Consider the following 23437-nt stretch of genomic DNA (forward strand, 5'->3'; position numbering starts at 1 on the left):
TCCGACGTGGTCTGGAGCTGGGGCTGTGTCAGCGCGTTTTGTCCTTTTGCAGTTTGGCCAATGATCGAGTCGGCTTGCAAACTATGATAATTCAGCCCGGCCAAAAACCGGAACCTCTGTCGCAGAGGCCGGTCGGACCTTTTAGGTGCCGGATAAACCGGTGCAGTATGACGGAAGGAAGGCAGCATGAGCGAATTGCAGATTGGCGACACCGCCCCGACGATCGACCTCACCCTCGGCGAGGACCGGTCCGTGTCCTTGTCCTCGCTCCAGGGCAAGTCCGTTGTCCTTTATTTCTACCCCAAGGCCGACACGCCGGCCTGTACGCAGGAATGCATTGCCTTCAGCCAGATGAAGGGGGAGTTCACTGCTGCCGGCGCGGAAGTAATCGGCATTTCTCCCGATGAGGCCAAGAAGAATGCCCGGTTCAAGGCCAAGCACGATCTGACGGTCGATCTCGCGTCGGATCCCGCCAATGCCATCTGTGAAGCCTTCGGCGTCTGGGTGGAAAAGGCCATGTACGGCAAAAAATACATGGGCGTAGAACGCAGTACCTTCCTGATCGGGCCGGATGGCAAGATCGCCGCAATCTGGCGCAAGGTAAAGGTTCCTGGCCACGCAGAGGCTGTCCTGCAGACCGTCAAGTCACTCTGAGCCCTTCCCTCCGTCTCCGGTTCCCCACCCTTATGTCCCTGTCCACAGAAACCGATCGCGCGGACACGCTCGTTGCCCGCGCCAATGCCATCGTCAGCACCGCCGACACGGCCGAGAAGGTCCGCCTCGCCTATGACACGGCAAAAGCCTGGTTTTCCCGGCGGATGGCTCTCGGCAGTCCGTCGCTCAGCGGGCCGATGCCAGACCGGCCCGGGCGGCCGGAGCACCCGGTTCTGCTGGCGCCACGCGACATGCCCAAGCGGGCGCTCGGAGGGGAAGCGGGCAGGATCGCACTTCTGCACTCCCTTGCCCATATCGAACTGAATGCGGTCGACCTGACCTGGGACCTGATTGGCCGCTTTGCCGACACGCGCCTGCCGCGGTCCTACTATGATGATTGGGTGCGGGTGGGGCTGGAGGAAGCCAAGCACTTCTCGATGCTGGAAGACCGGCTGGCGGAGCTTGGTTCGTTCTATGGCGCCCTTCCGGCCCATGACGGACTGTGGCAAGCCGCGCAGGCGACAGGACGCGATCTCGCGGCCCGGCTTGCGATCATTCCGCTGGTGCTCGAGGCACGCGGCCTCGACATCACGCCACCGATGATCGCCAAGGCAGAGGCCCTCGGCGACCATGCCACCGCCCGGGTGATGGGCGTCATCTACCGCGACGAAAAGAATCACGTGGCGTTCGGGGCGAAATGGTTCCGGTTCCTGTGCGACCGCACCGGTGAACGGCCAGAACCGAAATTCCACGAACTGGTCCGGACCCATTTTCGCGGCCCCTTGAAGCCGCCCTTCAACGATCGCGCCCGATCCGAAGCCGGCCTGACGCCCGGGTTTTACCGGCCACTGGCGAAGCTCGTCGGATGAGGCTGGCCGGGCGCTTCCGTTTCGTCAATCCGCAAGGGCTTTGTTAACCTTACCGCTTTCTAATCACCTCAAGTGGCAGGCATGAAGCTTGCCTTGAGGATGACGGCAAGCGACATGTCCGACACCACAGCCAGTTCCCGCCATGGCTTCGGAAAACGTAAGTCCCTGCACCATGTCACCATAACCACAGGTGACCGAAGCCGGACCTTCACGTTCCGCCCTTGGGTTCTTGGCTCTGTTGTTGGGTGTGTCGGGGTCTTTGCACTCGGCTATCTGTCCGCCACGGCTTATCTTTTCTGGCGCGATGATATTCTTGCAGCCCGGGCGAGCGAGCGGTACCAGATCGAGGCGTCCTACGAGAACCGCATTGCCTACCTGCGGGCCGAGATCGACCGGCTGGCCAGCTCGCAGGTGTTCGAGCGGCGGTCGGTTGAAACAATGGTCGATTCGCTGATCGAGCGGCAGAACAGCCTCTCCGACAAGCATGCCCGTGTTCGCGCCGTCCTGGACAAGGCCGCAGCCACCGGGCTGACAGCTGGGCTTGCCACCCCGGTTCCGGCCGAAAAGCCGTCGCTGCCCTCCAGCGCCCTGTCCTTCCTGCCAACCGGCGACGGCCAAGCCATTGGCGGCGAGCCTGCGCCGCTGCCCTCAGGCCCCCTCCCCTCGCTTGGGCTGCGCGGGTCTTCGTCCGATGTCGGCGCCGACGATGCCGCTGCCCCGGCAACCGGTTCGGGTCCATCGGCCGTCGCCCCGCAGGCACGCGCCGATGACCTCCTTGGGCTTGGCGCAACACTGGATCAGATGAACTTTGAAAGCGAACGGGCCCTTGATGCCCTTGCCTTCAATGCAGAACGCAACATTCGCACGCTTGCGGCAACTCTGCAGCCGCTCGGCCTCGACCTGAAAGACCTTGCGCCAGAAGCTGTCGGCGGCCCATTCGTACCACTGGCGACAAATTTTGACGATCGGCTGCGGCGTGCCGAACGGGCAATTGCAGCCTATGACGTGTTGCGTGGAACGGCCCGGCGCCTGCCGCTTGCCCGGCCGATCCGCAATGTCGAGGTCTCCAGCGATTTCGGCCCCCGGCTGGATCCGTTCCTCGGCACGCTGGCCATGCACACCGGCATCGACTTCAAGGCTGACTATGGCACGGCCATTCGCGCTGCCGGCGCTGGACGCGTGGTCACCGCCTCGTACCAGGGCGGTTATGGCAACATGGTCGAGATCGAACATCCCGGCGGTTATCTCACCCGCTATGCGCATATGAGCCGGATCATGGTCAGCGAGGGCGAGGAGATCCTTGCAGGCGAGATGGTGGGCCGTGTCGGCAGCACCGGGCGGTCAACTGGTCCGCATCTGCATTACGAGCTGCGGCGTGGTGCAACCCCGCTTGATCCCTCGAACTTTGTCATCGCCGGCGACCGGCTCGCAGCCCTTCTGCAACGTTGACGTCCAAAGTCTGATATTCAAAAAGCCGCCCGGTTGCCTGGGCGGCTCAGACTGCTGACAAACCCTCTATGGTCATCCCGAACGCAGCGAAGCGGAGATCCGGGACCGGAGAGCAAAGGTCTTTCCGGGCTTAACTCATTGAATTATAGAGGCCTGAACTCTCCGGTCCCGGCTCGGCGCTGCGCTTGGCCGGGATGACTTCGGAGAGGTCGAGGTTTGTCATCAACCACAGCCGCCCGGTTGCCCGGGCGGCTTCTGTCATGTCTAGGACCTGATTCGCGCGGACTTACTCGACGTCGCGAATCTCGGTTCCCTCGTCCTTGCCGTAGACACGCTGGGCGAGCGCTGCCTCCATGAAGACGTCGACGTCACCGTCCAGCACATCACTCGGCGCAGTGCTTTCCACGCCTGTGCGCAAGTCCTTGACCAACTGGTAGGGCTGCAGAACGTAGGAACGGATCTGATGCCCCCAGCCGATTGCCGTCTTGGAGGCCGCTTCGGAGTTGGCCGCTTCCTCGCGCTTCTGCAGTTCCGCCTCATACATACGCGCCTTCAGCATCGACCATGCAGTGGCCCGGTTCTTGTGCTGCGAGCGGTCGTTCTGGCACTGCACGACAATGCCGGTCGGAATATGCGTGATGCGGACGGCCGAGTCGGTCGTGTTGACGTGCTGGCCACCGGCACCAGAGGCACGATAGGTGTCGATGCGGCAGTCGCTTTCATTGACTTCAATGTCAATCGAATCATCGATCACCGGATAGACCCAGGCGCTGGCAAAGGACGTGTGGCGGCGGGCCTGACTGTCATAGGGCGAGATGCGCACCAGGCGGTGCACGCCAGACTCGGTCTTGAGCCAGCCATAGGCGTTCTCGCCCTTGATCAGCAGCGTGGCAGACTTGATGCCGGCTTCTTCGCCGTCATGATATTCGAGCAACTCGACCTTGTAGCCGCGCTTTTCCGCCCAGCGGCGGTACATGCGCAGCAGCATCGACGCCCAGTCCTGGCTCTCCGTGCCACCGGCGCCGGAGTTGATTTCCAGATAGGTGTCGTTGCCATCGGCTTCGCCGGACAGCAGCGAGGCAAGCTGCAGCTTGTTGACCTCGGCCTTCAGGCTGCGCATGGCGGCCTCGGCCTCCTCGACGACCGACTTGTCACCCTCGTCGGTGCCCATTTCGATCAATTCGATGTTGTCGGCAAGTTCGCCCTCAAGCCGGCGAACGCCGGTGATGCCGTCCTCGAGCTGCTGGCGTTCGCGCATCAGCTTCTGAGCTTTGGAGGGGTCATTCCAGAGGCTTGGATCTTCTGAGAGGGCGTTCAGTTCGTCCAGCCGGACAAGGGCCTGATCCCAGTCAAAGATGCCTCCTCAGCAGGCTGAGGGCCTGCTTGATCTCGTCGACGACGGCTTCCATTTCGGCGCGCATCGGATACCTCGCTACGGGGTTGCCGGAAGGGTTGAATGAGCACCGGCCCGCCTTTGGGACGGGCCGGAACATTGGGGCGTGAACCTAACTGCGCAGGGCGCCCGTGTAAACTGCGGTCTCGGCGATCAATAGAGGCCACCGGTTCCCGTCAGCACAGCCTCGCCCGCTTCCGGCGAAACGGTGCGTGGAATGCCCATTTCATCCTGGAAGCCGATCACGGAATAGGTGTCCGGCGGCGCGGTGCCAGGCTTGAAGGCTTCGAGGATCGTGTCCGACCCGCCTGCCACTGCCCGCAAGCCTGTGCGGCGATTGATCGGGATCAACTGCAAGCCTTTCGGGACGCGAAACTCGACCGCCGGCTTGTCCTTGAGGGCCATGGACAGGAACTCGGTGAAGATCGGGGCCGCCACCTGACCGCCCGTGCCACCACGCCCCATCGGCCGGGGCTGGTCAAAGCCGATGAAGACGCCAACCGCCAGGTCCGGGGTATAGCCGATGAACCAGGCGTCCTTCTCTTCGTTCGTGGTGCCGGTCTTGCCCGCGACAGGACGGCCGAGTGCCTTGACACTGGTCGCCGTACCGCGCTGGACCACGCCTTCCATCATCGACGTGATCTGATAGGCGGTCATCGGGTCGAGCACCTGCTCGCGCTCGTCGATGAGTTCCGGCTCATCCTGGCCGCGCCAGTCGGCGTCGGAGCAGGTTTCGCAGATGCGGCTGTCATGCTTGTAGATGGTGCGCCCGTAGCGATCCTGGATGCGGTCGATCAGGGTCGGTGTGATCTTGCGCCCGCCATTGGCGAGGATCGAATAGGCCGTGACCATGCGCAGCACGGTGGTCTCGCCAGCCCCCAGCGACATCGACAGCACCGGCAACATATTGTCATAGATGCCAAAGCGCTTGGAGTACTCGGCGACCAGTGGCATGCCCATGTCCTGCGCAAGCCGGATGGTCATCAGGTTCCGCGACAGCTCGATGCCCGTACGCAGGGTCGACGGACCATAGAACTTGCCGCCATAGTTCTGCGGACGCCAGACAGCCTGCCCCGGAACGGCCAGTTCCAGCGGCGCATCCATCACCACGCTTGACGGGGTATAGCCATTGTCGAGCGCGGCGGCATAGAGGAACGGCTTGAACGAGGAGCCCGGCTGACGCATCGCCTGCGTCGCCCGGTTGAACTCGCTCTGAGCAAAGCTGAACCCGCCAACCATCGCCTGGACACGGCCGGTAAACGGATCCATGGCCACCAGCGCCCCCGATATTCTCGGAACCTGGCGCAGCTGATACTCGCCTTTCACGGCCTCAACATAGACAACATCGCCCTGTTTCAGGACATCGCTGACGGCAGCCGGTGCGCGGCTGTTGACCCTTGCCCATTTCATGTCGGCGAGTTTCAGCGTCGCGGTCTGGCGGTCGGGAGCGAGCTGGCCGCTGACAAGGCGCCCCGGCTGCAGACCGACATCCGCCTCGTCCTTACCGACCGAAAGAACGACGGCCAGGCGCCATTCCGGCAGGTCGGACAGGGCCTCGACCTTGCCAAGATCGACGCCCCAATCTGCACTCAGCGCAAGCTCCGCAACCGGACCACGCCAGCTGCCGCGCTTCTGGTCAAAGTCAAGCAGACCATCCATCAGCGCCTTGCGAGCCATCATCTGCATCTTGGGATCCAGCGTCGAGCGAACCGACAGGCCGCCCTCATAGAGGCTGTTCTCGCCATAGATATTGGCGACCTCACGCCGGACTTCCTCGGTGAAATACTCACCGAAAACTAGCTGGGAGCCGGTTTCGCGCGGGGTGACTTCCAGCGGGCGCGCCTTGGCGCTCTCCCCATCGGCAGCCAATACGTAGCCGTTCTCGACCATGCGGTCGATCACCCAGTTGCGGCGTTCGATGGCGCGTTCGCGGCCTCGGAACGGATGATAGTTGTTCGGTGCTTTCGGCAGGGCAGCAAGATAGGCGACCTCGTCCAGCGTCAGTTCATGCACGGACTTGTCGAAATAGACCAGCGAGGCCGCCGCGACGCCATAGGCACCAAGCCCGAGATAGATCTCGTTCAGGTACAGCTCGAGGATCTCGTCCTTGGTATAAGCCTGCTCGATGCGCAGCGACAGGATCGCTTCCTTGATCTTGCGATCGATCGACACTTCGTTGGTCAGAAGGAAGTTCTTGGCGACCTGCTGGGTGATGGTCGAGGCACCTTCCGGGCGGCGGCCTGAGCCGTAGTTCTGGACAAAACGGACAGTGGCGCGGGCAATCCCCTCCGGGTCAATGCCAACGTGGCTGTAAAAATTCTTGTCTTCTGAGGAGATATAAGCCTGCTTCAGCAAATCCGGGATTGCCTGGATCGGCAGAAACATGCGTCGCTGCTTGGCATATTCGGCCATCAGGCTGCCATCGGACGCATGAACGCGGGTCATCACCGGCGGCTCGTAATTCTTGAGCGCAGTGTAGTCCGGCAGATCCGTGGAAAGGTTGTCGAGATAGACCCAGACACCGGCGGCCACCAGCAGCGCAAGAACGGCGCCGATGCCAAACAGATACCCGAAAAACTTGATCAGAAACTTCATGCGTCCGGCTCGCCCTAAATCCAGGCCTCAGGTCATCAGGCGCCCCACCTAACACACTCGTGACGGAGCGGCACCGGTTTTCGGTGCGGGCGCGACCCTACGCTCCTTAGTCCTTGAGCAATATGGCGATGCTGAGGCATCACCGGCACATCATCTTGCAGATGCACGCCTATTGCGCTGTGGCCTGCGCTGCGGCCGGCTTTTCCATCGCAAACCGCGGCTGGAAGAACGCGTCGACCGCCTCGGCCACGGCTGTGGCGGTCCGTTCCCGCCATTCTGGAGAGATCAGCAGCTTCTCGTCATGCTCATTCGACAGATATCCGAGTTCGATCAGCACCGACGGCACATCATGGGCCTTCAGCACAAGGAAGCCGGCCGAGCGGTGCGGATTGTTGATCAGCTTGACCGCGCTCTTCAGTTCCTCGACCAGGGTGCGGGCAAAGTGGATCGAGAACACCTTTGTCTCACGCCGGGCAAGGTCGATGAGAATATCCGTGACCTCTGCCGGTTCGGCGCTGAGTTCCACGCCTGCGATGACGTCCGACAGGTTTTCAGACTCGGCAATCTGCGCAGCAATGTCGTCCGAAGCCCGGTCGGAAAGGGTATAGACGGTCGCACCACGGACAATGTCCTTGCCGCTGCGCACAGAATCGGCGTGAACGGAAATGAACAGGTCAGCGTTCTTTTCGCGGCCGATGGTCACGCGCTTGCGCAGGGGAACGAACGTGTCGCTGTCGCGTGTCATATGGATTGTGTAACGGCCAGTCGCCTCGAGCTTGCGTTGCAACTCCCGGGTGAACTCGAGCACAACCGCCTTCTCCAGCGTCCCATGGACGCCAACAGCCCCGGTGTCGAGGCCACCATGCCCGGCATCCAGTACGATCACGGGTTTCGTCTTGGCGCCCGTATCGAGACGATCACCTTTCGGGGCCGCAACGGGATCAGCGCCGGCAGCCGGCTGGCGCGTCGCCTCTACAGCGGCAAGGAATGCCGCACGGTCCGACTTGACCAGATCCAGAACCAGCCGCGCCGGCTGATCCTCGACAGCCGGAAGCACGAAACTCTTGTCGAGTTCGACCGGCTCGCCGACATCCAGCACGATGCGGGACTTGCCCGGAGCAAAGGAGCCGTAGCGCCAGGCCTTGATCAGGCCTCGCCCCTCTTCCCCGGCGCGCGGCGGCAGGCGGAAGTCCATCGCCGGCAGATCGATGATCAGGCGGTAGGGATCGGCCAGCTTTGAGACGGAAAATGCGATCGGCGCATCAAGGTCAAGAACGAACCGCGTCCGCGTTTCGTCCCCGGCGATTCGCGCATCGGTCGCTGCTGCAACCGGTTGGGAGGCCGCATCAACCGGCTGGGGAGAAAAAGCAAGTGTAAACAGCAAGGCGGCAAACATCATTGCAAATGCGCCGTACCGCCCGGCGAACGGACGCGGCACGGACACTTCTGGATGTGTCAGCGGGCGGCGGCGGCGATACATTCCGTGAAGCTCCAACTCTGCCAACAGGCCAGCGGCGGCTTTTGAAGCCTCGCGATGGCCGGTTTCCAGCCGTTTCTGCCCTTGCGGCACCACAAGCGAAGACCGGCATCCACAGACACAAACTTTCGCCAGTTCGCCGGATTGATTGCCCGACAAGGCTGCCCTTCTCAGGTTAACCTTTCGCTAACGCTTGACATCGTTCGATGCAAGCGCACCTCCACCATTTCCATTGCTTGCCAAGGCGCGCAACGGACCGTAAAAGGGACTTTACGGATTTCGGTTTGCAACCGATACCGGTTAGACAGATGGAACAGCATGGCTTTCCACATGTCATCGCAGGTTTGACCGGACGCACGGCAGGGGGAGAGGCCAAATCATCCCCGCCTTCTGCGGCCCGACCGGATGGCGAAACAACCGGCAGCGTGTTGCAGGCTTCACGGGAATGCCCGCCTTTTTGACGTGGTTGCTTGCCGGGAGTGCGGCCCGGATCCGGATCATCAGAGACAGGGTGCAAAGGCAAGGGCCGGCGCACCAGGCCTCATAGCGTAACACCAGTTCAACGACGGCAGGCACTGCCTTGACGATTTTCGCGATGCAGGCGGGGACAAGACAAACGGCGGATCATCCCTTCAGGGCCCGCCGGTCCGCAGGTATCAGCGCGCGCAGGCCCGCCTTTTTCATCTTCACATCAAGCGACAAGAAAACGATCAGCCGTGCCCTCAGAGATGGAGCGCGTTCGCCGCGCCCAGAGGGATCGGTGATCGTGGAGATCCCAGTCTATGGCAAACAAGATGCTGATCGACGCGGCGCACCCGGAAGAGACCCGGGTCGTCGTGGTCCGTGGCAATCGGGTTGAAGAATTCGACTTCGAGGCGGCTAATCGCAAGCAGTTACGCGGAAACATCTATCTGGCCAAAGTGACGCGTGTCGAACCGTCCCTGCAGGCCGCCTTTGTGGAATATGGCGGCAATCGCCACGGCTTTCTCGCCTTCAGCGAAATCCACCCGGATTATTACCAGATCCCGATGGCTGACCGGCAGGCGCTGATCGACGACGAACGCGCCGAGGACGAACGCCGCGAGGCGGCTGAGCGCGCTGCCCAGGCCCGCCGGGGCGAGGACGATCATTCCGACGAAGAAGGCGACAGCGAAGCCAACGGCGACAGCGAGAACGGCCACGACAGCCACGGCGATGACGACGCGGATCACGTTGAATCCGTCGGCGCCGAGGACGCCATGGAAGAGGTGCCGGAACGCCGTCAGCGCCAGCGCCGGCAGTACAAGATCCAGGAAGTGATCAAGCGCCGCCAGGTGCTGCTGGTCCAGGTCGTCAAGGAAGAGCGTGGCAACAAGGGCGCGGCCCTCACCACCTATCTGTCGCTCGCCGGCCGCTACTCCGTGCTGATGCCCAACACCGGTCGCGGTGGCGGCATTTCCCGCAAGATCACCCAGCTGACCGACCGCAAGCGCCTGAAGAAGATCGCCTCGGAGCTGGACGTGCCGGAGGGCATGGGCGTCATCCTGCGCACCGCAGGCGCCAGCCGCACCAAGGCCGAGATCAAGCGCGACTTCGAATATCTGATGCGCCTGTGGGAGAACGTTCGCGACCTGACGCTGAAGTCGTCGGCGCCCTGCCTCGTCTATGAGGAAGGCAGCCTGATCAAGCGCTCGATCCGCGATCTCTACAACAAGGACATCGACGAGGTTCTCGTTGCAGGCGAAGACGGCTACCGCGAGGCCAAGGACTTCATGCGCATGCTCATGCCGAGCCATGCCAAGAACGTCCAGCCCTACCGCGATGCGACTCCGATCTTCACCCGCTTCGGCGTCGAGCCGCAGCTGGACGCGATGTTCTCGCCGCAGGTCACCCTGCGCTCGGGCGGCTACATCGTCATCAACCAGACCGAAGCGCTGGTCTCCATCGACGTCAACTCGGGCAAGTCAACGCGCGAGCACAACATCGAGGACACCGCCCTCCAGACCAACCTTGAAGCCGCCGAAGAGATCACCCGCCAGTTGCGCCTGCGCGATCTGGCCGGCCTCATCGTCATCGACTTCATCGACATGGAGGAGAACAAGAACAACCGGTCCGTCGAGCGCAAGCTCAAGGATTGCCTGAAGAACGATCGCGCCCGCATCCAGGTCGGCCGCATCTCGCACTTCGGCCTGCTGGAAATGTCGCGTCAGCGCATCCGCACCGGTGTTTTGGAAAGCTCGACCACCGTCTGCCCGCATTGCCATGGCACCGGCATGATCCGCTCCGTGGAGTCGGTTGCCCTGCATGTGCTGCGGTCGCTGGAAGACTTCCTGCTGAAGGGCGTAACGCACAACATCATCGTGCGCACCAATGCCTCGGTAGCCCTCTACATCCTCAACCAGAAGCGCAAGCATCTGGGCGATCTGGAGGCCCGCTTCGGCCTCGAGATCAGCGTCCTGGCAGAGGACATCGGCCATGGCCAGCATTATGTGCTGGAGCGCTCGACCCTGATCGACCGCGAACGCATTCCCCTGCCGCCCCCGCCGATGGTCCAGCCGCACACGATCACCATCGATGAGATGGATGACATCGTCGAGGAGATCGAGGACGAAGAAGAGGACGACGAGGAAGAGGTCGCCACGCCTGATGCCAAGCGGTCCCGTGGCCCGAAGGCTGCCGAGGACGGTGACAACGAAAGCGAGGGTGAACGCAACCGCCGCCGCCGCCGCCGCAAGCGCCGGCGCAGCCCTGAAGCCGGCCAGGCCGGCGAACAGGATGATACCCGCTCCGCCCCCCGGGCCGCAGGCGACTCGGAGACTTCCGACGACCAGGACGGCGACGAGGACAGCGACGGGGATGACAATGGCGACGAACAGTCGGCCATTGGTGCCGATGGCGAAACCAAGCGCAAGCGGCGCCGGGGCCGACGTGGCGGTCGCCGTGGCCGCCGCAATGGCGATCGCGAAGGCGGTCTGGACGACGAGGGATCCGAGGACGGCGAAGTTCAGGCGCTGAACGACAATGCCGATGCGTCCGATACCCCGGCCGCCGATCAGGACACCTCCGATGCATCGGAAGCAACTGACGTGAGCGGGGCATTGACGACCGAACCGGGCGCCGTGACTGCCGAGGTCGAGATCCTCGCAGGGGCAACTGAGCCGGTTGTAGCTGCAACGGATGGTGCGGCAGCCGACGCATCCGCGGACGTTGAAACGCCGGCCGTAGCGGAAGCTGAAGGGTCCGACAGGGCCGAAGCTACCTCTGACACTGACGGCGAGGCATCTGCCGAGACGGTCGCTGACCAGGCAGAGGCTGCGGAGCCTGAGGTTGTCGCTGCGGCCCCGGTTGCTGACGCGGCTCCGGCCGAACCGGTTGTCGAGGCCCCTGCCCGGCCCCGCGCCCCGCTGACGCCGGTCGTGACCAGCGAAGGCAACGGCCAGGGTGACGGCGACGATGACAAGCCGAAGCGTTCCGGCTGGTGGCAGCGCCGCTCGTTCTTCTGAGCCGCGTGACACCTGAAACTGAAAACACCTCCGGGATCGCTCCCGGAGGTGTTTTCATTTCAGCCCCTTGCCCTGCCTCTCAGGGACAGGCAACGCCATTGGCCGTGCCGCATTGGAAGAACTCCTCGCCTCCGGTGTTCCACTGGATCAGCAGACCGTAGTTGTGGCTCTCGCCGATCGGATAGACCGGCGCATTGAGAAACGTCGCCTGGACCGCGAGCCGGAACGCTTCGAGACCGGCCATGTCTGCATCATCAGCGAACTGCCTGCAGGCCGTTTCCCAGGGCTGGCCTGTGCCCGCGTAATCCCCATTCTGCCAGATCTCCATGATGTTGCCGGCAACCGCGTCGAACTGGTTCTCCGGCAGCAGGTCCGCGTTATAGCGACTGACGGCCGTGGCAAGGTCTGGGTTGCCGTTGCCGACAATCTTGCAAAGGCCTGCAGGCCCAAAGATCTCCGGAACCAGATTGCCATAGGCGGCATTGGTCAGCGCCAGCACCGTATCGGCGCCAAGTGCCGTATTGCAGCTGTCGAAATAGACCGTGTCCGGCCGGCTCGGATGTGCCGCATGGAAGTTCGCGGCAAAATCCGCCTTCGGGAACGGCCCGACATCGTCTTCATTGCCATGCGAGACAACATAGATGTCTGTGTAGGTGTCGAACCCGTCAGCCGCGTTCATGGCAATGACCGCACCGGTGTCTTCCCGCATGAAAAAGACATCCGTTGCCCCGTGATGCAGGGCGAACCATTGGCTGTCGATGGAATCCCGAGGGTTGTCGCAGATGGCCGAGGTCATCAGCACCGCACTGTCGGCAAGGGCTGCGGAAACCTGCGCAGCCGCGAGGGCAGCCCCGATAATCAGACGTTTCAGGATGGAGAATTGGAACGACATTGGCATCTCCCGGAGGTTGGTCACACCGGGAGAGACGCCGGACAGGACGATCCGTGAGTTCAGCCGCGCCGCTGCATCCAGACGCCCAGACGATCCAGCGCTTCTGCGATGTCGCTTGTCGCCCCGGCGAAGGAGAACCGCATGAAACTGGCACCGTGCACCGGATCAAAATCCGCGCCAGGCGTGGCCGCTACGCCGGCCTCGGTCAACATGGCCCGGGTAAAGCCGAGCGAATCGTCACAGAAACCGCCGATGTCCGCGTAGACGTAAAACGCCCCATCCACGGGCAGCAGCCGGTCGAAGCCGATGCGCGGGAGACGATCGAGCAGCATGGCCCTGTTGGCGGCATAGCCGGCCTTGACCAGTTCCAGCTCGGCTGTCGCGTCAAAAGCGGCCATGGCGGCGATCTGGGACAGTTCCGGCGGCGAGATGTAGAGCGACTGGGCAATGCGCTCGGCCGGACGCATCAGGCATTCCGGCAGGATCATCCAGCCGATGCGCCAGCCGGTCATGCAATAGTATTTCGAGAAGCTGTTGATCAGGATCACGGTGTCGGAGGTGGACAGTGCCGTCGCCTGCTGCCCCTCGTAGACGAGCCCGTGGTAAATCTCGTCGGAGATGAACCAGATGCCTTCCTCCTCGCAATATCGCACCAGATCCGCCAGGGCCTCAGGGGCCATCATGGTCCCGGTCGGATTGGCCGGACTTGCAACGAGGACGCCCTTGACCGGACCATTTGCGCGGGCAGCCTCGATCAACTCCGGGGTCAGGCTCCAGCGGGTTTCCGGCCCGACCTCGATCTCGACCGGCACAAGCCCCAAAGCCCGGATGATATTGCGATAGGCCGGATAGCCCGGTGCCGTTAGGACAATCCGGTCGCCCGGATCAAACGCTGCCAGAAACGCGAGGTTGAAACCTGCCGAAGAACCGGTGGTCACCATGACGCGGTTCTCGGGCACGTCTACACCGTAAGTGTCGAGGTAATGCCTGGATATGCGCTTGCGCAGAGGCTGGATGCCGGCGGCTTCCGTGTAGCCAAGGCGTCCGCTCTCCAGCGCCTGGCGTGCAGCCTGCAGAACCAGAGCCGGAGCCGGTGCACCGGGCTGCCCCACTTCCATGTGGATGATGCTGCGCCCTTCAGCCTCGAGCTTGCGGGCTGCTGCCAGGATGTCCATCGCGATGAAAGGGTGAACAGAACTGCGGCGGGAGGGGGCGAACTGGGACGAGGACACGGAAATACTCCACGAACTTGGGCATCGGCATCAGGGGCAAGTCCGCCGCAACGCGGACCCCGGCCGCTTCCCTACTCCATCATTGTCGCGCTGTCGCCTCATTCCATGGGTTGAGTAGGCATGTCGGGGTGAGGTTGACCTGCCGGACGGTCCTGCCTACCTTTTCAGGCAGCATTCCCCAGACGGAGCGGGTGTCGCCCGATCGCCGAAGTCTGTTCCGGTTGACAACGAGACCAGAGGTGCGCGTGCCCGTGAGCGACAAGACACTGCAGCCGACCGATCGTCGCCCCCCCGGGACCTGGGCGCCCTGCCGCCGTTTTCTGGCGCTTGCGCTTGCCTGTGCCCTAGCCTTCTCCCTTGCCTTCTCCGGCCCTATGGCGAGTGCCAAGGCTCAGGGACGCAAGATCCCGCTGGTGCGCGACGCGGAAACCGAAGAACTGCTGCGCGACTATGCCCGTCCGATCTTCAAGGCAGCTGGCATCGCACAGGGGCAGGTCGAGATCATTCTGGTCAATGACAAGGACTTCAACGCCTTCGTTCCGGATGCCCGGCGCATGTTCATCAACATCGGCGTCATCATGGATGCTGAAACGCCCGGCGAAGTGATCGGAGTGATCGCGCATGAATCCGGTCACATCGCCGGCCGCCATCTGGTGCGCCTGCGCGAGGCTCTGGCCAATGCGCAGATAATGTCCGTAATCGGCACGGTTCTGGGCGCCGGCGCAGTCGTCGCCGGTGCGTCCCAGGGGGCCGGCGGCATCGATGGCCGGGGCGCTGCCATGGCGCTGAGCGCCGGCAGCATCGGTCAGCGCTCGCTGCTGGCCTATCAGCGCGGCGAGGAAGCCGCCGCCGACAAGGCCGCGCTTCGGTATCTCGAGATGACCGGGCAGTCCGCAAAGGGCATGCTGAAGACTTTCGAGCGCTTCGCCGACCAGCAACTCGTCGCCTCGAAATATGCCGACCCTTACGCCCTCAGCCATCCGATGGCCCGCGAGCGGTATGCGGCGCTTGCGGAGGCTGCGGCCAAGAGCAAGTTTTTTGACACGCCTGCACCGCCAGCCCTCCAGGCCCGGCATGACATGGTACGGGCCAAGTTGATTGCCTTCTCCAGCCATCCCAATGCTGTGGCCCGTGCCTATTCCAGTTCAAACACCAGCCTGCCGGCACAGTATGCCCGCGCCATTGCTGCGATGAAGTCGCGTGGCAAGGGGGCATTGAAGGAGATCGACGCGCTGATCCGGCAGCAGCCGGACAATCCGTATTTCCATGAGCTCAAAGGCCAGACCCTGCTCGAATCAGGCAGCCCGCGCGAGGCAATCCCTTCGTTCCAGCGCGCGCTTGCCCTGCGCCCGAACGAAGGCCAGTTTCATATCTGGCTTGGCTATGCTCTCGTGGGCGCGAATGACATGTCGCTGCTACCGGAGGCCGAGCGAGTGCTGCGGGCCGGGATCCAGCGCGATCCGAATTCCGGCATTGCTTACAGCCAGCTCGCCATTGCCCTCGGACGCCAGGGCAAGCAGGCCGAGGCGGATGTTGCCACCGCGCAGGGTCTGTCAATGTCCGGCGACTTGGAGGGCGCGCGACGCTATGCCGCCCGGGCTCAAAAGAATTTGAAGCGCGGTTCACCCGCATGGCTGCAAGCCGATGATATTGTCGCGTATAAGCCCCCCAAGCTCGGGCGGTGATGTTCGCCCCTGAAAACTACGGACCCGGCTGTCGGGTCCCGCCGGAGACGACGATGAACCGCCTGCTTTCTGCCGCTCTTGGCACCTTGATGCTCCTCACCCTTCCGTTGCTGCCTGCCGAGGCCAATGACAAGCCGCTGGACAAGGCTGCTGTCGAAGCGATTGTGAAGGAGTATCTCCTCAACAATCCAGAGATTGTCCGCGATGCCCTGGTCGAACTGGATCGCCGCGAAAAGGCTGAGGCTGAAGCTGCGACCGCGAAGCTGGTGAGCGACAGCTCCGGCATCCTGTTCAACTCCACCCGGCAGGTGGTTCTGGGCAACCCGAAGGGCGATGTCACCTTGGTCGAGTTCTTCGACTACAACTGCGGCTACTGCAAGCGCGCCATGTCCGACATGGAGCGGCTGATCGAGGAAGACCCGAACCTGCGGGTTGTGCTGAAGGAGTTCCCTGTGCTCGGCCAGGCATCCATCGAGGCCGCGCAGGTTGCCATCGCCGTGAACGCAGTTGCTCCGGACAAATACGGCGTGTTCCATTCTGCCCTGATGAGCAATCGCGGCAAGGCAGACCGGTCTGTCGCCCTGGAGCTGGCCAAGGACGCCGGCGTTCCCGTCAAGGACCTTGAAGCGGCCATCCGCTCCGACGAGATCCTGGCCACGCTGGAGGAGGTCTATGGCCTTGCCAACCAGCTCGGCCTGTCCGGCACACCCGCCTATGTGGTCGGCTCGGAGGTCATTCCCGGCGCCGTCGGCTACGACAGCTTGAAAACGGCGATTGCCTCGGTCCGCAAATGCGGTCAATCAAGCTGCTGACCCAGACGCCATTCATCTTGTCGTTACACTTCCTGGGGGCATGAAGGTCATGCCCCCTGATCTGGGCTTTTCCTGACGCCTGCAAGTCCCTATAAGAGAGCGGACTTCGCGGCCCTGGAGACGGAATGCCCGCAACCCTGTTCATTCTGAACGGCCCCAATCTCAACCGGCTCGGCACGCGCGAGCCGGAGACCTATGGCCGGACCACACTTGCGGATATCGAGGCCCAGTGCCGTGCGACTGGCGCGCGCCATGGCTTCGACATCGTCTTCCGCCAGTCCAACAGCGAAGGCACCCTGGTCGACTGGATTCAGGAGGCAGGCGACATCGCGCGCGGCCTCATCATCAATCCGGCGGCCTATACCCACACCTCGGTGGCCCTGCACGATGCGATCCGCACGGCGGCCATTCCGACGGTGGAAGTGCATCTGTCCAATGTCTTCGCCCGTGAGGCGTTCCGGCACCATTCCTATGTGTCGCCGGTCGCCCTGGGCGTGATCTGCGGCTTTGGCGCCAAGGGCTATGACCTGGCGATCGAGGCCCTGGCACACAAGATCGGCGCTTGACGCCAGAACCGAAAGAACTCCGTGATGACCAAAGAAAACAACGGTTTCGACAAGAATCTCATCCGTGAGCTGGCTCTTCTCCTCGATGAGACCAACCTGTCCGAAATCGAGCTGGAGCAGAAGGATTTCCGCATCCGGGTCGCGCGCCAGCTGCGCATCGAGGCCTCTGTCCCGACCTATGCCGCCCCGGCCCCAGTCGCGGCAGCTGCCTCCGCAGTTCCGGTCGCAGCAGTGGTCGAAGTTTCGGATCCGGCCAAGCATCCCGGCGTCGTTCCCTCGCCGATGGTTGGCACGGCCTATCTCTCGCCGGAGCCCGGTGCACGGGCCTATGTCGAAGTCGGCGAGCGCGTCAACGAGGGCCAGACGGTGCTGATCGTCGAGGCCATGAAGACCATGAACCAGATCCCGGCTCCGCGCAGCGGCGTGCTGAAGCAGGTCCTCGTCAAGGACGCGCAGCCGGTTGAATACGGCGAGCCGCTCTTCATCATCGAATAAGGGGCGACCTCATGTTCACCAAGATCCTGATCGCCAACCGCGGCGAGATTGCCCTCCGGGTGCTTCGCGCCTGCAAGGAGCTCGGCATCTCCACCGTTGCGGTACATTCGACGGCGGATGCCGACGCGATGCATGTGCGCCTTGCCGACGAGAGCGTCTGCATCGGTCCGGCCCCGGCGCGCGACAGCTACCTCAACATCCCCTCGCTGCTCGCTGCCTGCGAGATCACCGGCGCGGATGCGGTACACCCCGGCTACGGATTCCTGTCGGAAAACGCCCGCTTTGCCGAGATCCTCGAAGCGCACAACATCACCTTCATTGGCCCGACGTCGGACCATATCCGCATCATGGGTGACAAGATCGAGGCCAAGCAGACTGCCAAGCGCCTCGGCATTCCGGTGGTGCCCGGGTCTGATGGCGCCGTCGGTCCCAAGGACGACGCCCACGCCATCGCCCGCGAGATCGGTTTCCCGGTGCTCGTGAAGGCTGCTGCCGGTGGTGGTGGCCGCGGCATGAAGGTCGCCCTCACCGCAGATGACCTCGACAACGCGCTGGCAACGGCCCGCGCCGAGGCCAAGGCTGCGTTTGGCGATGATGCGCTCTACATGGAAAAGTATCTCGCCAAGCCGCGCCATATCGAGATCCAGGTCCTTGGCGATGGGCAGGGCAATGCCATCCATCTGGGCGAACGGGACTGCTCGCTGCAGCGCCGTCACCAGAAGGTGCTGGAAGAAGCGCCCTCCCCGTGCCTGAACGCCGAGCAGCGTTCCCAGATCGGCGAGATCGTCGCCGATGCCATGCGCAAGCTGAAGTATCGCGGTGTCGGCACGGTCGAGTTCCTCTACGAGGACGGCGAGTTCTACTTCATCGAGATGAACACCCGTCTGCAGGTGGAGCATCCGGTGACGGAAATGATCACCGGCATCGACCTCGTCAACGAGCAGATCCGCATTGCCGCCGGCGGCACACTTGGCCTGCGCCAGGAAGATATCCTGTTCGAAGGCCATGCCATCGAATGCCGCATCAATGCCGAGAACCCGCGCACCTTCGCGCCCTCTCCCGGCATGATCACCTACTACCATCCGCCCGGTGGCCTTGGCGTACGCGTCGATTCCGGCGTCTATCAGGGCTACAAGATCCCGCCCTATTACGACAGCCTCATCGGCAAGCTCATCGTGCATGGCCGCAACCGCGTCGAATGCATGATGCGCCTGCGCCGCTGCCTCGACGAGTTTGTCGTGGACGGCGTGCTGACGACGATCCCGTTGTTCCGCGACCTCGTCGACAACCAGGACATCGCCAACGGCCAGTATGACATCCACTGGCTGGAGAAGTACCTGGCGGAAGACAAGGCCTGAACGGGGGCCTGAGGCCCCGGAAACGGTCATGGCAAAGCGCAAGAACAAGAACGGCGACCTGCCCGAGATCACGCCGCAGCTGGTGCTCCGCGCCTATGCCTGCGGCATCTTCCCGATGGCAGAGTCTGCCGAGGATCCGGACCTGTTCTGGGTCGAACCCGAGCGGCGGGGTCTCCTGCCGCTCGAGACGTTTCATGTGCCCCGGCGTCTCGCCCGCACCGTCCGCGCCGATCTGTTCGAGATCCGCATCGACAGCACGTTCCAGGGCGTCATTGACGGCTGCGCCACGCCGGCGCCGGGCCGGCGCAAGACCTGGATCAATAGCGAAATCCGCCGCCTCTACGGCGACCTCTTCGACCTTGGCCATTGCCACACGGTGGAAGCCTGGCGCGAGGGCAAACTGGTCGGCGGGCTCTATGGCATCAGCCTGGGCGGCGCATTCTTCGGGGAAAGCATGTTTTCCTTCGAGCGCGATGCCTCGAAGGTTGCGCTCGTGCACCTTGCCGCCCGGCTCATGGCCGGTGGTTATCGTTTGCTCGACACGCAGTTTGTCACCGAGCACCTCGCCCGCTTTGGTGCGGTCGAGGTCGACAAGCAGGACTACGAGATCCTGCTGCAGGCCGCGCTGCCGCATGAAGGCAACTACACCGCCCTCCCTGCCGCTGCGACAGGCGCGATGGTCATGGATATCCTGGACCGTTGCTCAGAGGCTCCAGTCACGGCCTGATCGAGGCGTCAATCAGGATAGGGTGAGAGGCGAAAGCCGGCGGTCCTGATCGCATAGCTCGCCCTCTCCGACTCATCCCGGACGCAGCACAGCGAAGATCCGGGACCGGAAAGCCTAAGCCTCGCCGGTATTTGCTCATGGAACTATCGATACCGCTGCTCACCGGTCCCGGCTCGGCGCTTCGCTTGGCCGGGATGACGACAGAGGGCGTGTCAGAGATTTGATGAGCGCAGGCCGCCCTGCTCAGAACAGCGGCGGCTTGGGCCGGGGCACGGGCACCGCAACAGCATCCAGCGGCGCGGCTGCTGCATCGGGGGCAACCGGGGCTCCAGCGCCCAGCGTATCAGCGCTCTCCTCCACCACCTGAACCGGCGGGCCGGAGTAACCTTCGGGCGGAGCGACCGTCGAGGTCTGGCTGCAGTCTGTCAGCCAGACGTCATAGACCGGGTGTTCAACCGCATGCAGGCCCGGGCTGGCCGCGAACATCCAGCCAGAAAAGATTCGCCGGACCTCGTTGTTCAGCGTGATCTCATCGACCTGGACAAAGGATGTCGTCTGCGGGTTTTCCGTCTGCGGCCGGGTGTTGCAGACGCGCGGGGTGACCTGCAGCGCACCGAACTGCACCGTCTCTCCGATATAGACATCGAAGCTGGTGATCCGTCCGGTGATCTTGTCAAGACCGGCGAACACTGCAACCGGGTTCTCGATCTTGTCGGCAAGGGCCGGCGACAGACACGGGCCCGCCAGAACGGCAAGGCCCAACCCGATCTGCATCATCCTGATAGAAAGCCGCATGACATCCTTCGGCAATGAAATTGCTGCACGAAACCAACAGGGCAATTAACACCCGATTGCGGCCCCGAAAAGGCCAGCAAAGCAGTCGGAGCCCCGCAGAGTGCGAGGCCCCGGTTTTGTCAGCCAATCTGCGCCAGACGGCTCAGGGCCAGTTCTGTCTGGACCTTGCGGGCAGTGAGTTCGACGAGTTTCTCGCGTTCTCCCTCGACCACTTCTTCTTTCGCCTTTTCGATGAAGGCCGGGTTCGACAGCTTCTTCTCGATGCGACCGATCTCGTCGGTGACCTTGGCCAGTTCCTTGTTCAGGCGCGCCTGCTCCGCGGCCAGGTCAATGACGCCTGCCAGCGGCAGGCAGATCGTTGCCTCGCCATATATGATCTGCGCTGCGCCCTTCGGCAATTCATCTGCCTGGGTCAGGCTGTTTGCCCGGGCAAGCCGCTGGATGGCGCCGTCATGGGTCGCCAGGCGGCCTTGGCTAACAGCATCGGCGCCGACGACAACGATCGGAACCTGCGCACCTGCCGGTACATTCATCTCGGAGCGGACCGACCGGATCTCGCTGATCAGGCCGACCAGCCAGTTGATCTCGTCTGCAGCAACCGTGTCGGCCAGAGCCGGAGCCGGCCAACGGGTCAACATCAGGATCTGCTCGGGCTTGCCCGTCTCCTCGCCAAGACGCTCCCACAGCTCTTCGGTCAGGAAGGGCATGAAGGGGTGCAGGATCTTGAGGATCTCGTCCAGCGTCCAGGCAGCCGTGGCCCGCGTTTCCACTTTTGCCGCTTCATCATCGCCGTTGAACACAGGCTTGGCCAGTTCCAGGAACCAGTCACAATAAGTGTTCCAGACGAAACGGTAGACCGTGTTGGCTGCGTCGTTGAAGCGGTAGCCTTCGAGTGCTGCCGTGACCTCTTCAGCACAGCGGCCGACCTCTGTCGCGATCCAGCGGTTGAGTGTGTGGCTGGTACGGGCGGGATCAAAGCCGGCGACGCGCTTGCAGCCGTTCATCTCGGCGAAGCGGGCCGCGTTCCAGAGCTTGGTGGCGAAGTTGCGATAGCCGCCGACCCGGCTCGTCGCCAGCTTGATGTCGCGCCCCTGCGCCGCCATGGCAGCCAGCGTGAAGCGCAGCGCATCGGCACCGAATTCGTCGATCAGCTGCAGCGGATCGATGACGTTGCCCTTCGACTTCGACATCTTCTGCCCCTTCTCGTCACGGACGAGGGCATGGATGTAGACGGTCTCGAACGGCTCGGTCTTCATGAAATGCAGCGACATCATCATCATGCGGGCGACCCAGAAGAAGATGATGTCGAAGCCGGTGATGAGGACCGACGTCGGGAAGTAGCGGGCGAGCTCCGGTGTCTTGTCCGGCCAGCCGAGCGTGGAGAAGGGCCACAGAGCGGAGGAGAACCAAGTGTCGAGCACGTCCTCGTCGCGGTGCATGAGGACCTTGTCTCCTGCCCCGGCTTCCCAGGAGGCAATGGCCGCTTCGGTGTCTGTCACCTCGACCGGCTTGCCGTAGAAAGCGCTGGCGGCGGCAAGTGCCTCGGCTTCCGACATCTCGACGAAGACCTTGCCGTCCGGCCCATACCAGGCCGGAATCTGATGTCCCCACCACAGCTGGCGCGAGACGCACCAGGGCTGGATGTTCTCCATCCACTCGTAATAGGTCTTGTCCCAGTTCGAGGGAACGAACTTTGTGCGGCCTTCGCGGACGGAGGCAATCGCCGGCTTGGCGAGCGTTGCTGCATCGACATACCACTGGTCGGTCAGCATCGGCTCGATCGGCACGCCGCCGCGGTCTCCATGCGGCACCATGTGCGGGTGATCGTCGATCTTGTCGAGGAGGCCCAGCTCTTCCATGCGGGCAACCAGCGCCTTGCGGACGACGAAGCGGTCCTGGCCGTGGAAGGCCGCAATCGTCTCGTCAAGCATGGCCGAGGTGGCAACGCCTTCGAGGAACTCTGGATTGTCCTTGAGGACGACCGAGGCCTCGCGGTCGAGGATCGAGATCATCGCCAGATTGTGACGCTTGCCGACTTCGAAGTCGTTGAAGTCATGCGCCGGGGTGATCTTCACCGCGCCGGAGCCAGCGGTCGGGTCGGCGTAGTCGTCGCCGACGATCGGGATGCGCCGGCCGACGAGCGGCAGGATGACATGCTTGCCGATCAGGTCCTTGTAGCGCGGATCTTCCGGGTTCACGGCAACAGCCGTGTCACCCAGCATGGTTTCCGGACGCGTGGTGGCGACGACGATATAGTCACGGGTCTCGAACTCGGTCGGATTGCCCTCGTCGTCGAAGGCAATCGGCGCCTGATAGGTCGCCCCGCCCTCCAGTGGATAGCGGAAGTGCCAGAGGTTGCCCTTGACGTCCTGCTGCACGACTTCCAGGTCCGAAATCGCGGTCAGCAGCTTCGGGTCCCAGTTGACGAGCCGCTTGTCCTTGTAGATCAGATTGTCCTTGTAGAGCGAGACGAACACTTCCAGGACGGCGGCGGAGAGGCCCTCGTCCATGGTGAAGCGCTCGCGGCTCCAGTCACAGGAAGCGCCAAGGCGCTTCAGCTGATTGAAAATCATGCCGCCAGATTCGGCCTTCCAGTCCCAGATGCGCTGGACAAAGGCATCGCGGCCCATGTCGCGGCGGCCCGGCTCCTGTCGTTCCATCAACTGGCGCTCGACGACCATCTGCGTGGCGATGCCGGCATGGTCCATGCCTGGCTGCCACAGCACATCCTTGCCGCGCATGCGTTCAAACCGGACCAGAATGTCCTGCAGCGTGTTGTTGAGCGCATGGCCCATGTGCAGGGAACCGGTGACATTCGGTGGCGGGATCACGATGGTGTAGGACGGTGCACCCGCATCGGCGCCGGCACCGGCGCGCGAGGCTCCTGCCTGTTCCCACATGTCGGTGATACGCGGCTCGACGCTTGCCGCGTCATAGGTCTTGTCCAGCATGAAAC

The 23437-nt window shown here is 63.0% G+C and carries 18 protein-coding genes; 10 read left to right on the forward strand and 8 right to left on the reverse strand.

The features are described 5' to 3' along the window. Positions 1–186 precede the first annotated feature (186 nt). The 3 genes from bcp (at position 187) to C8348_RS10660 (ending at position 2972) form a co-directional block, all read left to right on the forward strand. On the forward strand, positions 187–654 hold the full coding sequence (gene bcp / locus C8348_RS10650; protein WP_106753303.1) for a thioredoxin-dependent thiol peroxidase: 468 nt from the start codon (positions 187–189) through the stop codon (positions 652–654). 32 nt (positions 655–686) lie between these two features. After that, a complete protein-coding gene (locus tag C8348_RS10655) occupies positions 687–1523 on the forward strand; it encodes a ferritin-like domain-containing protein (protein WP_106753304.1) in 837 nt (278 codons plus the stop codon). A 114-nt stretch (positions 1524–1637) separates the two neighbouring features. Then, positions 1638–2972, forward strand: a complete 1335-nt coding sequence (locus C8348_RS10660) for a M23 family metallopeptidase (protein WP_157950419.1) — start codon at positions 1638–1640, stop codon at positions 2970–2972. A 130-nt stretch (positions 2973–3102) separates the two neighbouring features. On the opposite strand, the gene C8348_RS22525 is transcribed toward C8348_RS10660, so the two are convergent. From C8348_RS22525 to C8348_RS10675, 4 genes are all read right to left on the reverse strand, one after another. Next, positions 3103–3234 (reverse strand): hypothetical protein, encoded by a 132-nt coding sequence (locus C8348_RS22525; protein WP_279629386.1) that lies wholly within the window; start codon positions 3232–3234, stop codon positions 3103–3105. Between the two features lie 24 nt (positions 3235–3258). Next, positions 3259–4393 (reverse strand): peptide chain release factor 2 gene (gene prfB, locus C8348_RS10665; RefSeq protein WP_106753306.1). Its coding sequence is split into 2 segments (ribosomal slippage): positions 3259–4323 and positions 4325–4393, totalling 1134 coding nucleotides; the frame shifts between segments, so codons are not numbered across the junction. A 125-nt stretch (positions 4394–4518) separates the two neighbouring features. After that, entirely contained in the window at positions 4519–6960 is a 2442-nt protein-coding gene (locus tag C8348_RS10670) for a penicillin-binding protein 1A (protein ID WP_106753307.1), read from the reverse strand. 169 nt (positions 6961–7129) lie between these two features. Next, on the reverse strand, positions 7130–8440 hold the full coding sequence (locus tag C8348_RS10675; RefSeq protein ID WP_244293979.1) for an N-acetylmuramoyl-L-alanine amidase: 1311 nt from the start codon (positions 8438–8440) through the stop codon (positions 7130–7132). Between the two features lie 779 nt (positions 8441–9219). Between C8348_RS10675 and C8348_RS10680 the strand changes: the two genes are divergently transcribed. Continuing rightward, positions 9220–11919 (forward strand): Rne/Rng family ribonuclease, encoded by a 2700-nt coding sequence (locus C8348_RS10680; protein WP_106753308.1) that lies wholly within the window; start codon positions 9220–9222, stop codon positions 11917–11919. A gap of 79 nt (positions 11920–11998) precedes the next feature. Here the strand turns inward: C8348_RS10680 and C8348_RS10685 are convergent, their stop codons facing one another. After that, complete coding sequence (locus C8348_RS10685) at positions 11999–12811, reverse strand: hypothetical protein (RefSeq protein ID WP_106753309.1); 813 nt, start codon at positions 12809–12811, stop codon at positions 11999–12001. 59 nt (positions 12812–12870) lie between these two features. After that, complete coding sequence (locus C8348_RS10690) at positions 12871–13986, reverse strand: aminotransferase class I/II-fold pyridoxal phosphate-dependent enzyme (protein ID WP_106753310.1); 1116 nt, start codon at positions 13984–13986, stop codon at positions 12871–12873. Between the two features lie 308 nt (positions 13987–14294). Here C8348_RS10690 and C8348_RS10695 point away from each other — a divergent pair, with 308 nt between their 5' ends. The 6 genes from C8348_RS10695 to aat all read left to right on the forward strand — a co-directional run bounded on the left by C8348_RS10695 (position 14295) and on the right by aat (position 19686). Continuing rightward, positions 14295–15728: a M48 family metalloprotease gene (locus C8348_RS10695; RefSeq protein WP_244293982.1), complete on the forward strand. Its 1434-nt coding sequence runs from the start codon at positions 14295–14297 to the stop codon at positions 15726–15728. Between the two features lie 53 nt (positions 15729–15781). Continuing rightward, complete coding sequence (locus tag C8348_RS10700; protein ID WP_106753311.1) at positions 15782–16540, forward strand: DsbA family protein; 759 nt, start codon at positions 15782–15784, stop codon at positions 16538–16540. 125 nt (positions 16541–16665) lie between these two features. Continuing rightward, complete coding sequence (gene aroQ / locus C8348_RS10705) at positions 16666–17106, forward strand: type II 3-dehydroquinate dehydratase (RefSeq protein ID WP_106753312.1); 441 nt, start codon at positions 16666–16668, stop codon at positions 17104–17106. Positions 17107–17130: 24 nt separating this feature from the next. Beyond that, positions 17131–17601 carry an acetyl-CoA carboxylase biotin carboxyl carrier protein gene (accB, locus tag C8348_RS10710; RefSeq protein WP_106753313.1) on the forward strand — a complete coding sequence of 157 codons (471 nt, stop codon included), beginning with the start codon at positions 17131–17133 and terminating at the stop codon, positions 17599–17601. Between the two features lie 11 nt (positions 17602–17612). After that, positions 17613–18959, forward strand: a complete 1347-nt coding sequence (gene accC / locus C8348_RS10715; RefSeq protein WP_106753314.1) for an acetyl-CoA carboxylase biotin carboxylase subunit — start codon at positions 17613–17615, stop codon at positions 18957–18959. 28 nt (positions 18960–18987) lie between these two features. Next, a complete protein-coding gene (gene aat / locus C8348_RS10720) occupies positions 18988–19686 on the forward strand; it encodes a leucyl/phenylalanyl-tRNA--protein transferase (protein ID WP_106753315.1) in 699 nt (232 codons plus the stop codon). Positions 19687–19929: 243 nt separating this feature from the next. On the opposite strand, the gene C8348_RS10725 is transcribed toward aat, so the two are convergent. Together C8348_RS10725 and C8348_RS10730 are read right to left on the reverse strand one after the other, a co-directional pair. Continuing rightward, on the reverse strand, positions 19930–20460 hold the full coding sequence (locus C8348_RS10725) for a DUF2155 domain-containing protein (protein ID WP_425270816.1): 531 nt from the start codon (positions 20458–20460) through the stop codon (positions 19930–19932). Between the two features lie 140 nt (positions 20461–20600). Continuing rightward, positions 20601–23432 (reverse strand): valine--tRNA ligase, encoded by a 2832-nt coding sequence (locus C8348_RS10730; protein WP_106753317.1) that lies wholly within the window; start codon positions 23430–23432, stop codon positions 20601–20603. Between the last annotated feature and the right edge of the window lie 5 nt (positions 23433–23437).

Origin of the sequence: Pannonibacter carbonis (genome assembly GCF_003012935.1) — a bacterium.
In the GTDB taxonomy this organism is placed as follows: domain Bacteria; phylum Pseudomonadota; class Alphaproteobacteria; order Rhizobiales; family Stappiaceae; genus Pannonibacter; species Pannonibacter carbonis.